Annotated in this window: 10 protein-coding genes; 3 read left to right on the top strand and 7 right to left on the bottom strand. The window is 42.0% G+C overall.

Translation table 11 applies throughout. The annotated features are described in order from the left end of the window. Positions 1–16: 16 nt before the first annotated feature. Both NDI42_RS23790 and NDI42_RS23785 read right to left on the bottom strand, forming a co-directional pair. Positions 17–613 carry a hypothetical protein gene (locus tag NDI42_RS23790; protein ID WP_190428145.1) on the bottom strand — a complete coding sequence of 199 codons (597 nt, stop codon included), beginning with the start codon at positions 611–613 and terminating at the stop codon, positions 17–19. 409 nt (positions 614–1,022) lie between these two features. Next, positions 1,023–1,739 carry a flagellar basal body-associated FliL family protein gene (locus NDI42_RS23785; protein ID WP_190454471.1) on the bottom strand — a complete coding sequence of 239 codons (717 nt, stop codon included), beginning with the start codon at positions 1,737–1,739 and terminating at the stop codon, positions 1,023–1,025. 539 nt (positions 1,740–2,278) lie between these two features. Here NDI42_RS23785 and NDI42_RS23780 point away from each other — a divergent pair. Continuing rightward, positions 2,279–2,539: a glutathione S-transferase family protein gene (locus NDI42_RS23780; RefSeq protein WP_190454468.1), complete on the top strand. Its 261-nt coding sequence runs from the start codon at positions 2,279–2,281 to the stop codon at positions 2,537–2,539. Positions 2,540–2,541: 2 nt separating this feature from the next. Next, positions 2,542–2,787: a DUF433 domain-containing protein gene (locus NDI42_RS23775; RefSeq protein ID WP_190454467.1), complete on the top strand. Its 246-nt coding sequence runs from the start codon at positions 2,542–2,544 to the stop codon at positions 2,785–2,787. Between the two features lie 33 nt (positions 2,788–2,820). On the opposite strand, the gene NDI42_RS23770 is transcribed toward NDI42_RS23775, so the two are convergent. After that, positions 2,821–4,704, bottom strand: coding sequence for a restriction endonuclease (locus NDI42_RS23770; protein ID WP_190454463.1), 1,884 nt, complete (start codon positions 4,702–4,704; stop codon positions 2,821–2,823). Between the two features lie 161 nt (positions 4,705–4,865). On the opposite strand from NDI42_RS23770, the gene NDI42_RS23765 reads away from it, so the two are divergent. Next, entirely contained in the window at positions 4,866–5,558 is a 693-nt protein-coding gene (locus NDI42_RS23765) for a glutathione S-transferase family protein (protein ID WP_190454460.1), read from the top strand. Positions 5,559–5,599: 41 nt separating this feature from the next. On the opposite strand, the gene NDI42_RS23760 is transcribed toward NDI42_RS23765, so the two are convergent. The 4 genes from NDI42_RS23760 to NDI42_RS23745 all read right to left on the bottom strand — a co-directional run bounded on the left by NDI42_RS23760 (position 5,600) and on the right by NDI42_RS23745 (position 12,501). After that, a complete protein-coding gene (locus tag NDI42_RS23760) occupies positions 5,600–6,010 on the bottom strand; it encodes a VOC family protein (RefSeq protein ID WP_190454458.1) in 411 nt (136 codons plus the stop codon). Positions 6,011–6,920: 910 nt separating this feature from the next. Next, positions 6,921–8,882 (bottom strand): TnsD family Tn7-like transposition protein, encoded by a 1,962-nt coding sequence (locus NDI42_RS23755; RefSeq protein WP_190454455.1) that lies wholly within the window; start codon positions 8,880–8,882, stop codon positions 6,921–6,923. Between the two features lie 2 nt (positions 8,883–8,884). Further along, positions 8,885–10,897, bottom strand: coding sequence for a TnsD family Tn7-like transposition protein (locus NDI42_RS23750; protein ID WP_190454453.1), 2,013 nt, complete (start codon positions 10,895–10,897; stop codon positions 8,885–8,887). After that, positions 10,897–12,501, bottom strand: coding sequence for an ATP-binding protein (locus NDI42_RS23745; protein WP_190454450.1), 1,605 nt, complete (start codon positions 12,499–12,501; stop codon positions 10,897–10,899). The genes NDI42_RS23750 and NDI42_RS23745 overlap by 1 nt, the downstream gene beginning before the upstream one ends. Positions 12,502–12,672: the final 171 nt, after the last annotated feature.

Here is a 12,672-nt window from a genome sequence, read left to right as displayed (position 1 = left end):
GTTAGCGAATTATTGGTCATTCTTGAATATAGCTATCTGGTTTTGATGTTGTCTGTCGAAACATCAAAACCAAAGCTAAACCTTTAATCGCAGCACTAATCGGAGGTAGAATCATTGCCCCGCCTAAAGCAGAAACTGGAATCCACCAACCCGCTCTCGAAATCTGCCGCTTCAGCAAAAACCATTGTGCAGTTCCAACAATTGCTTCATTTATTGCACCTATCTTAAATAAGCTAAAAAGCTTATTATCATTACTTGGCTCAAAGGATAAAAAGTTATAAAAAAAATCAGATAGTGCGTTTGTAGATATAGAGTAACTCGTTAGCACACATACTAGTAAGGCTACAGCCCCGCCTATAGCAGACGCTGCAATCCACAAACTCGATCTCTTAATTCGCCCCTTCAGCAACAACCATTGAAAGAACCCCAAAATAGCCCAGACAACAGTCCAGCCAAGGGGAAATCCATTGGCGGTAAAACCTCCAGTCAAAAGTGTTACAAAAAAGCCAGCAATAATCCCAAGCAAACTACCTATAGTAGATAAAGCAATCCAGCTCAACAAAAACTTCCATTCCCCAGCGTTTGGCATTGCGAAGTTAGAGGAGTTATTCATAGACCTATGGGAAAAAATTTAGATTAAGATTTTAGCCTGTTTCCCCCTGTTGCGTATGTTAAATACATATTTATTTGCCTATTTGTCAAATTGTTGATGGTCGCAACGAATTGTCACGCAACCAGCTAGAAGTATTGGTTTCAAGCTTTCTAGAAAGTGCTTGCACTCAACAGCAGCTTACTTCACCTCGGAACTAGACCAGCTCGGCAGAAATAACCCACCAGTAAAACTCTCCCCCAGGTTCATCAAGTATGTGAGGGGTGGGCAGTAAAGCTGATTGTCATTCTTTAGGTGGGTATTTTACCAGATATAGAATATAGCCTCAAAGTGAATGGCTTTGAGGCTATATTCTATGAAACTGTTAACTCTGGAAGTGGGACGATCGCACCTTGTTTATGGTTTATGGCTGTTACTGAGCGGAACCATCTGGACTATCGGCACCAGCGTTTTGTGGGCTGCTGCTAGATGTTGTACCTGTTTCTGTTTCAGTTGATTCCCCTTGAGCAGGAGTGCGATCGCTCTCACTTTCGGACTGTGTGGGAGCAGTTTGTGTAGAAGGTGCTTCTTGAGCCGCAGGCTGTTTTGGCTGAGAACTGGGAACAGTAATGTTGATGTCTGGTGCTGGTGCTGCTGGTTGAGGTGCCGGAGCTTGCTTTTGAGGAACTGGAACCAGAACATCCCTAGTTCTTTCAATGATTGTGGTTTCGTTTTTAGGAGCTTGCTTCGCTTCAGGCGCTGGCTTCGCTTCAGGGGCTGGCTTGGCATCTGGTTGTCTAGGAACCACAATATTTGGGATAACCGGAGCGGGTGCCTCATTCCCTTGGTTTAAAAAGAACCAAGTACCAGCGGCCAAGCCCACCAGCGAAGTCAGGAGCAAGCCAATTACTAAGCCACTCGCGGCATTGTTGTTATCCCGAACAGCTAAATTCTCTTCTTGGTAGCTGCGCTCGGAGACTCGACCGTTAACGTAACCATCCCGGTAGGAGTCAGAGTTAGACTTAACAACGCCATTATTAACTGTTTCTTCTGTTCGCGTTACGTTGGTGTGAGTATGACCGTTAGCGTCATTGTAAGAATCCTGACGAACTTCACGGTTATAAGTTTGGCGGTCATTTTGATTAGCCATAGCTGTTGATAAACTCCCAAAAAAATGTAGATAAATTAAAACTTTGAAAGTCTGTCGGTGTGACGCGCTTTCTTTCAAAAAAGAATTCTTAGCTTTGTTGTAGTTTGATTCGCTACTTATGCTTGAATTGTTTTCAGAATAACTTTTGCAAATGCACCAACGGCTCTATCTCAAGAGCGTATTCTTACTTCTATCAAAGGACTGAATGTTTCAATAACTGCTATAAGCTATTAGCGAAAGCTGATAAATATAGAGCAAACTTAATAAAGCAAAACTACTTTCAATAAAGCTGGTATCTTTACTAAATCTTCATTTTTATATGGGCAATCTTTACTGAATATTTATAGATAAAGGCAACCAGTTATGCTGAGTATTAAGCCGTTTGTAGGCATGGGCGTTTATAGATGAATGGCATTGACATAAGGAGAAATGCGAGGATTTGTAGGTTTGTTCCATGCGACTAACCGTTACCCAACATTTCAAAGGGTTAGCTGGGTTCGTCGAACCAAATCCAGCCTACGAGGTTCAGGCTTAAGTCAGTGACTCATAGTAAAAATCAAGCCCTAACCAGCAACGGTAGCGATCGCGTCTGGGAATCCACCATCATCAACGAGTATCTAGAAGAAATATTCCCCGAAGCGCCATTAATGCCAAGAGATCGGGGAGAAAGAGCGATCGCACTCCTCTCTCTATTCCAGTCACCAAGACATCAAGGACAATATTCTGTCAAGGTGACAAATAAATATAGCACTGGACAAAAGTTAAAATTAAAAGCAGAATTTACCATAAAGTTTAAGTAAACATGGGCTGGCGAGAATACATTCATTCTGACTCCAAAATCCTGTTAGGTAAGCCAGTTGTGAAAGGAACTCGGCTGTCAGTAGAGTTTTTGCTTGGGTTATTTTCTGTAGGATGGACACAACAACAAGTGCTGGAAAATTACCCTTCACTAACTCCTGAGTCACTACGAGCGGTGTTTCCCTTTGCTGCTGAATGTATGCGTGAAGAATCTTTGTATATTCTTCCACTCACATCCGAGGCAGTTTGATGCGGTTTCTGGCAAATGAGAACTTCCCTAGCCTCAATCGGTCTGCCCATCTGTTCCTTCTGGAAACCATTGCAAGAAAGTTTCGATGGCGCGGTCATATCGAAGAGCAATCTGAAGATTATCAGACTCTGGAAGAGCTTGAACTGCTTGTTCCATTTCTAGTAGACCATCAATAGGAAATATATTTTCAAAAATAATTCTTGATTTGCCCATTAGCAAATCGTGACCTATAAGCTGGTATTTTTTCTCGTCCTCCATTTCTAAATTCAATGGGTTTCTTGTCCGTAACAACTCTACAATTTTCAATGCCTCCTGTCGTCTATGAAGCCGAATAGTCCCACTCGGATATTCAATTTGCCCATGTTCAATAGCAGAGACGATTAGTTCTACTGTCTCCTCAGTATTGGCATCGACATTGTTTGGATACCGAAGATCCAAATTAAATTCACGGTTGATTTTTATGAGATAATCAAGAAACTTAATATATTCTTCAAGTTTTTCTTGCCGTAGGTCACTATTAGTCACAATAAAGTTTATAACTAGCGGAGCATCGAATTCCCAGGATTTAATTTGGAGTCTTCCACCGCGAAGCATAGCCAGCAGCAGTTGAACAGTACATTTTGCTTGTTCTGCTTTGACACTGCCTAGATTTGCAGCAAGGTTAAATCTAAGAGGTTTGTTTAGGAAGCTTACGACGATTGTTATTAGACCAGCAAGGTGTCCGCCCTTCATGCAGAACTCAATTTCATTGGTTCCGATTCTCACTATACGAAGGTACGCAAAGTCAACTGAAGCAACCATCTCTTTGTCTTGTAAGCATTTCAAGCTAATAGGAATCTCACGTTGTGGCACAACAGGATGAATTTCTAACTCGCCCTGCATTTGAGGCAAACAAAGAGTTGGTGTCCAAGTCCACTCGTACTCTCCAGGTTCAAGTCGAATGGCTTGTCCTTCTTCCTCAAATATCTTGAACTTCAGTTTTCCCTGTCTTCCAGCAGCAGTATTAGGGAATGAGAGAGTTCCATAAGTACCTGAACCAGCAGAGGGCTTTGGCTGTATAATTAGGACGGTTTCCTGGGTACTTCTTTGCACTGTAAATGCCAGCCCTGGATTCTCTTGTTCGGATTTACTAAGGAACTCGTGGCTAAGTAACTTCTGAATATCATCGGGAGCATTTACAATTTTGGGAGGCTGCAAGTATAGCTGCCTTATTATTGCTTCGACTACTTTGTTAGGAAGCTCATCTAATTGAGATTTAGCACTTTCTCCTTGGTTAAGGATTGCATTGAGTTTGGGATCATCCGAATCAATTACTTTTTTATGTCTAAAAAACTCCTCTATCAGGTCTTGGTGCTTCCAAGCCCTCTGAGTTAGGTCAATAGCTGTTTCTTTTGAAAATTGTGGATACCATGACAGACTAAAATCAAGAAGCTCTTTAGGAGGCGCTTTCTTCAAATACTCTGCTAGAGCAGACTCAGCAATATCGAGCCATTTTGAGTGCTGAAAGATTAGATCCTGCGCTGGAGCTGTCAAATCTGGTACTACATAAAAAGTCACTTTGTTAGGACAATCAGGGATTATTTTATGGTGAAGGTTGATGTAAAGCTTTGCAATTTCAGTCCGAACCTCGCTAATACCTACATTATTCTGATAACGCTTGCATTGGATGAGTTCGACCGACCTATCTGGCTTTATACGGACTATATCTCGACCAGCGTCACCAGTCTTTCCGTAGTAGAATATATTCTCCCCAGGATTCTCTTGACGTAAGAGCAAATAACAGAAAATCTCAAACTCATCAGCAGAAAGGGAATGAAAGGGAAGACTATGCTGGCTTTCCAACCATGCAGGCTTAGATTGAGGTGTCCCTAAGTCTTTTCTCGCAGCATCTTCACCAAAGTATTTTTCTCTTGGCATTACGCTTCAACAATGAGCTTTAACGGAATCTATTTAATCTTAACTAACATGGAATCTAAATAGATATTGGGTTGAGGAGTAAGCGATCGTATTCTCCCCAACCACCCACAAACTCAGCAGAAAAAGTGACAATCAAGCTATAACTAGCAAAGGATAAAGTCATGGCTAAAGTAGAAATCTATAGCGCAAGCGTGTGTCCCTATGCTCATCGGACGCGGTTGGCGCTGCTGGAGAAAGGTGTAGAGTTTAAACTAACCGAGATTGACTTGCAAAATAAGCCGGAGTGGTTCGCGGATATCTCGCCTTATGGCAAAGTCCCAGTCATTAAATACGGTAGCGATCGCGTCTGGGAATCCACTATCATCAACGAGTATCTGGATGAAGTATTCCCCGAACCGCCATTAATGCCAAGCGAACCGGGACAAAGAGCGATCGCACGCATCTGGATTGATTTTGCTAATGTCAAATTCGTTCCTACTTTCTACAAACTACTGTTAAACCAGGAACCAGAGAAACAACAGGAATCAGCAGAAATGTTACGCAATCATCTGCTGTTTATGGAGAATGAAGGAATTGGCAAAATATCAAGCGGTTCCTATTGGTTAGGAGAATCCCTCACTCTTGTCGATATCGCCTTTTACCCTTGGTTTGAGCGTTGGAGTGTACTGGAACACTATCGCGGTTTTGTCTTCCCGGCTGAATGTGTGCGGCTTCAGAAATGGTGGGATGTGATGAGCGATCGCGACTTAGTGCAAAGCATCAAACACACCGCAGACTTCTACATCGAGCAATACATACAATACGCCAATAACACTGCTTCCGGCATCACCGCCCAGGAAATGCGGCAAAACTGAAATTTGTCAAGTTAAAAGACAAAAAAAAGAGCGATCGCTACCTATGGAATATTAGGCATATGAACTAATTCCAATTTAATTCCATCTGGATCTGCGAAGAAAACGGCATAGTAACCAGGCGCATATTGGTTGTATTCCGCTGGCGAGTCGAGTATGGTAGCACCCATTTCTACCAGCATTTTATAAAGATTGTCTACCTGTTCGCGACTGTCGGCGTTAAAGGCAAGATGGTGCAATCCAGGCGAGTAGCGATCGTGAATTTTATTATCAGAGTTAGGATTAGCTGAGTAAATCAAAATTGCTCCAGCATTTTCTAACCACCACATAGTGAAAGCATCAGTTTTCTCCAGCTGTTGATAGCCCATGAATCTCAAAACAGAGTCATAGAAAGGCTCTGATTTTTCAATGCTGCTAACCGTCAAACTCAGATGATTTACGCTACCGAAGGTCATACAAAAATACCGTTGTTCAAGTGAACAACGGTATTATATAATATCTGCCGACTTGTGAGAGGAAAAAGACGCGATCGCTTACTTCAAATCTTACCTAGATTTCATCCCAATTTCTTGACAAAATCGCGAGTTTGTGCAATTTAAAATTTTAGCGATTGTACACAGACAATAAAGTTCTTTACTGGTGACGCCTGAATCTCTTACTCTGTCGTTCCAGCTTGAAAAATAAAGTTCTTAAGTGAAACCCCTTGCTCTTTTGTCCATGCTAGGAGGCAAACAATAAAGTTCTTAACTGTCACATAGTAAATTGATTCCACTGGTTGGATATAACGGGTCTAAAAGACTTATCCTTATTATAAATATTGTGGAATAATCAAAATAAATAGAAAAATTAGGTGCATCGACAATCTCCAGTTATTTGGCAAGAGTCGAATCACATCCTCACAAATCAAAACGAATAATTGGAATTAATTATAAGCAGTTTTTAGTATTGGTAGTATTAGCAGAAAAAAGGCATATAGGGAAACGGGCAAAAATTGAAAAAAATAAAATTCGGATTATTGCTCTTGGTGACACTAACAGGAGAAGAAGCAATTGTCGTCCCGCCGAACTGCTGTTAAACACATGATATATCGTGTGAAACTATTTCGATTGTCCAGTAATAGATTCTGTCTGGCTCGTTACCTATATAGTCAGGTAATTATGGCAGTTTGTGGGCTGGTTAGATTAGGACTCCATAAATTAGTATTCTTAACCATTAATACTCAATTTTCCTCTCCTTAAATTGATTTTCTCCTTTTATACCTATCACGCCAGTTTTGATTTTTTTCTCGTTGAATGCCTGAAAACACTTATTTTCTCGTAGGTTAATGTAGGGCTTGTCTATTGAATCTGAATCTGCAAAACCCATTCACACTAAGCAGTTGTGATTTGCGGATGCGTCTAAAGATTTCAATGCAACTGTGATTGCCTCTTTCACCTGCGGCACTTCTGCCAAGTCAGGCCGGATGCCAGCTTGACGCAATAACTGCCACCGTGTTGGATACACGTTCTCTTGCCGGAAACACTTGCTAGCCCATTGAATCCGGCGAACTGCAAACTCTTCGCGAGTCTCAGCCAACTCTTCTAAAGCCTTTGTTGTTCGCGGCAGCTTGTCTTTTTGCTGTTCAATCAGTTTGAGTTGTCCCAAATCGCTAGCAATTGCCGTTTTTGTTAGTTTCACAGGGCGTCCTAGAGAGGTTTTGAGACCTTGGGCTGAGAACTTGGCCGCAGTAGCGAGTTCGTGATCTCGTTTCTTCCAGTCCACTTGAGGAGAAAACACGACTCTTGTCTTGCAAGGTGGCAGATGAGCTTTAAGCCATTTTTTGTCATGCACATATAACCAAGCGTGGATGCGCTGAAACATCCGCTCCAACGCAGTCCGTCCTATATGAGGATTTTCTTTAACCGCTTCAAGCCATGCCATTCGGTAGCTTTCTAACTTGCTTGGTTGAGTTACCTGACCGTTTTGAGTATCACTCAATAACTCTCCATTGATTTTCGCTACTCTAGCGGTTGGCCCTGGTCGAGGAAAAGAAAGCCCCAGTCGGAGTGCTTGACGTTTAACAGTTTGGTAATCTACCCTCAAATGCTTGGCAATCTCCTCGACACTGACTGTTGGATTCTCCCAAAAATTCTTTAAAGTCCGTTCCCATACTTGCCCGTAAGACTTCACTTTGCCAATCCGAAATCGGTCTTCTGCTGAAGAATCAGAACCCAATCGGGAGTAAGTAAAACCACAGGTACAGCTAAAAGTACCTGTGATTCGACTGTGTTGCTTGTCGTAAATAACTTGACATTCCTGTATGGATAGCTGTTGGAACTGCTGACAAACTGGATTGAGGCAGGGCCAGGGTTTTGAGCCGAAGGGCTGGAAAGCGTCAGGAGGAGAGTCAGGAAGTTGGAAAAATTCCTCGGCTGTGTATCCTAGAAACTGGATGAGCAACAGATGGTAAAGAGGATGCCGTGCCTGTTTAGGTGAGCGCACCAGACGAAATAACCAATTATTTTTGTCTTGTTCGTTGGGGACACACTGTAACCTTTCTAATAAGTCATAGGAATAATAACTTTTAAATGCCTTTAGCAAGGCACTGACACGAACTTTTCCCTCTCGACTTGCCAGGTTAGGCTCAGTTAGTAACCAGAGGTAGCGAGCGCGTATGAATTCAAGACCTGGAACTAATTCGCGCTGCTTCAAGAGCCAAGCCGCATCTTGGGCAATCCTCAAAAGAACTTTCTGGCAGGGGTCAGATGGATTTAGTAGGCGCGAGGATGTTTTCTCTATCGCTTGGTTGGCAGAGATCAGTTCGTAACGGCTTCTTTTAGCCTGTGCCCGTACCTTGCTGTTTTCTAAAAAGATGTGATGGATTGGGCAAACTTCTACACCAGGCACTTGGTGGAGGCGATGCCAGTAGCGACCACCGTCAAATTGTTTCTGATCTTCCTCGCTACATAGAGGACAGAACCGCAACCATTCCGGTAAACAAATGCAGCTACCTGTAATCCCAGAGCGCATCTGAGCCAGAAGTCCGTTGTCGCCTTCCATGTCTTGCCGCAAACAACTGACTCGATCCGATGGCAGGAATGGGCTGTAAAAGGGTAATAATGTATGGTTATCAATTAACTGCTTAACTGCGTAACCATGCCCTCTTGGTAAGGCGTCTATTAAAATATTCAGGCGAGAAGGCAAGTCAACTATGGCAGAGGCTGTTATACTTCCAAACAAGTCTTGAACCACTGACTTATTACTTGGATACTGAACTTGATCAGCATATCGGGCACAGATGCTGTAAAACAGTTCGTCAGGATAAGGTTCGGGGAAGAAAACAATCATCCTCACACTTCATGTAAAGTTCTAGAATCATTGACTGATGATTTTTCCGCATCACTAATAGCATCTATTGAAGCTAAAGATTCTAGAGCTGCATCAATTGCTTCTTTGACCTGTTGTGCTGCTATAATATGCAACGATTGTGGAGATATCTTAGCTCGGCGCAACAACTGCCACTGTGTTGCACATATATTCTCTTCCAGGAAGCCTTTTGCTGCCCACTCAATTTTACGAACAGCAAATTCTTCGTGTGTTTCAACCATTTCAGCTAAAACTTTTGCTGTTAACGGAAGCCTATCAAGCTGAGCTTTCAATGGGAGGTATTTACCTGTGTCTCTACCAATCTGTAACACCGTTACACGTATAGGGGATGCAAGATTGCTTCTAATATGTACTACCGCAGCCTTTACTTCTGCCGCCAGTTCAATGTCACGCTTTTCCCAATCCACTTCTGATGAGGGCAACTTTTTTCCTTTTTTACTTACAGTAGGTGGCAGATGAGTTTCTAACCAATCAGGACAATTCCTTTGAAGCCAATGATAAGTATACGAACATATTTCTATGAGTTTTGATCGTGTTAATAAGGGATGTTGCTGCCTAACTTCTAGGAAATTCTTCTGATGCTTCTCCAAAAGATTGAGTTTTTTCGTTTCAGGATTTGAATTTGAACGATAATAAAGAAGATTAGGAGTTAATTGGGTCGATTTTTCAGAACCAACTCTTGGAAATGTTAGTTCCAGCAAAGCTGCTTGACGTTGGAGAGTAATCGGACGAACTCCAAGCTGTCTTGCTATTTGATTGAGACTAATTGTCTCATCATCCCATAACCTTATCAAAGTCAACTCCCAAAGTGGCCCATAAATTCTTGTATATCGTGACTTCTGCAATTTGTCTTCAGCACTAGCATCTGGGCTTTTTTGAGAGTATGTGAAACCGCAGATACACTCGAATGTACCGACAGGCTCACTGCGTTTTTTGTGATTGGGTGTGAGCTGACATTCTTTAATCACTGGCTGTTTGAAGTGTTGACACACCCGATTAAGGCAGAGCCAAGGTCCATCTCCAAAAGGTTTCAATTTAGTAGGAAGTTTCAAAACCTCTTCAGCCGTATATCCTAGAAAATTGATTATTAGTAAATGACGAATAGGATGCCTTATCCTGCTCTTTCTACGAAATAGATCTAAAAGCCAATGATTAGTGCTCTGTTCGTTAAACTCACATTGAAGCAGTTTTAAAATTGTAGGAGAGTAGTGGCCCTTAAAGGCTTCTAGCAGTTCATCTTGTAAAACCCTACCTTGGAATGTAGAAAGACCACGCTCATACAAATTTTTAACATAAAAGTTATGTAAATAATCATTACTTAAAGACAAGTTTTGCTGCCTCAAAAGCCAATCAGCATCACGAGAAATCTTGAGAAGATTTTCATGGTCTCTCCCTGATAGCTCCAATGGATATGGTTTAATTTCACTTATTGATTGTTCAGCAGAAATAAAGTCGTATTTGCTACTTCTGTTTCGTTTTAACACTCCGCTATTTATCACCGCAATTTGATGTGTTGGACAAAGCTCGACACCTGAAACTTGATGTAAGCGATGCCAGTAGCATTCACCAAATTGTTTCTTATCTTCTTGGACGCATAGAGGGCAGAATCGTAGATAAGTAAACATTTGTATATGACCTGCTAAGAGTCCCAAGTGTCCATAACTAAATTGCTGGTTACTTCCTCTCATCTCCTCCCGAACTAAGCTGATTAGCTCTCGCGGAAAGAACGGACTGTAAAAAGGTAGCAGTGTATGGTTTTCAATCAAGCGGTCAACTGTGTAGTAACCTCCTGGTGGTAAAGCCGTAACCAAATCATTCAGGTGCCCTGGCAGTTCTACTCTAGCAACAATACGCTTATTCCCAAACAGTTCTTTAACTACAGATTGCTTATCTGGATACTGCATTCGCTCGGAGTATCGCGCACAAATACTGTAGAGCAGTTCATCTGGATAAGGGTCAGGAAAACATGAAATCATTAAGCCATAATCTCCAAAAAGTGTTCATTGATAGGTTGAATGTAACCAGCCTCTAGGAGAGCTTCATAAGCTGTAATGCTACATTGTTTTCCATCTGAAAGAACATCAATCAAGCTTTTCTGGCCTTCAGAGTTTTTGGAATGTTTATTTGAATTATTTCTAGTCTTATTCGGAAAATCATTGAAAAGATTTGCCTGACCTGCTATTGACTCTGGCTTAAATAAATTAGAGGTTTGCTGTTGGACTTGCTCCGGTTGCTCTATTTTGTGATTAACTAAGCCTTCAATAGTTTCTGAGGAAGGAGTGGGTAAATCATCTACTGATAGTTGCTGCTGCTCTTCTTCTATGAATTCGTCAATATTAATTGGACGGACATCTTCACAGTTTCTAAGCTTGTCCATGTTTCCTGCTTTCAGGGCATCTAGAACTTCCCTCGCCGTGCGTAGACAATCTTTAGCCACTGACTTGATAATTCCTACTGTCAGTTTCTCCTTACCTGTCGAAATAGCTCGTGCCTGCGCCAACATGAAAACTTTAATTGCAAAGTCAGTAATTCCTTGACATTCGTAGTAGAGAGCATGACTCAACTCAGGAGTTCGTTGGCAAGGTTTGAGTATATACTGATATTGCCAAAGTGCATCAGTGAATATCTCCCAGTCGTCATCCTCCTCCATTCGATCCCAGATAAAATCTCCCTGCCCCGTACCTCGACGGATTTGACGAAATTCACTCCCTAAAACCGACCAAGCTTTGTAAGTTCCTACTAGAACTACAGGAAGACCGATAGTATTAATCAGCTGAACGAAGAAGTCGAGAATTTTTTCGTAACCACCGACATTTAATTTAGTCAATCTTTGGATTTCATCGATCACCAGTACTCCAAGATGGACATTTGAAGCAGCAAGAGCCACGTAGGGCATCAATTCATTGACTGTTTTGCGACCATTGTTAGCATAATTTTGGTAATATGACGTTCCTAAAATGTCATCAACAGCTTGAAAGAAGTTGAGACATAAACCTTTAATTGAGCCATCAGCGGGACATTCCAGAATGAGCCATACTAGCTGCGTGTTGGTATTATTTTGGTTTCGGTAGCGATTGTGATAGATGACTTGAGGATAGAGGTCTAGGATTGCTTGTACAGTTGTAGACTTGCCGACTCCGCTGATACCAAGAATTGTAAAACCTGTAGCTGTTGACCGCCGACGCCTGTTAGCTGAACTACCGGAGCGAAAAGTCTCTACCTTCTTATTTATATCTTTCCAAAACCCACGACTTACTGGGTTGCGAGCGGTATACCCTGAACGCAGCATTCGGGAGAAACGCTGCTCCAAGTCGAGGTGAGGGGTAAGAACGATGAAAAGTTCGAGTACATTTTGAATTAGATGTAAGCGCTGGTGAGCAGGTAAATTACGCTCCTCTTCTAAGAATTCAGGGTAGAGCGCTAGCTCTTTAATGATGTCATCTTCGGTTTTAATTTCAGGTAGCGCTTCAATGAGTGGATTTCCTTGATAGATAGAGATTTCATCATGGTAAGTCGCTTGTTCTTGACTTCCCCTAAAGACTAAGAGCGGTGGCTTTATCAATTTTTTACTGGATGTCACTGTTCAATCTCCTCTGACGTGTTGACGTAATTTGTCAAAAGGTCGATGAGGTGGCTGCCTGACTGCCTGACAGAAGTAGGTGAAAGCCAATAGCCGCGGGGAATTTGTGAAAAAGGGTAGAGGGACATGAGAGGCTAGAGTTACCACACAACAGCCATCTATTCATGACAA

Origin of the sequence: Funiculus sociatus GB2-C1, from assembly GCF_039962115.1 — a bacterium.
Classification (GTDB): domain Bacteria; phylum Cyanobacteriota; class Cyanobacteriia; order Cyanobacteriales; family FACHB-T130; genus Funiculus; species Funiculus sociatus.
Note: the sequence above shows the minus strand (reverse complement) of the source record. Positions and strands in the feature narration are given on the sequence as shown.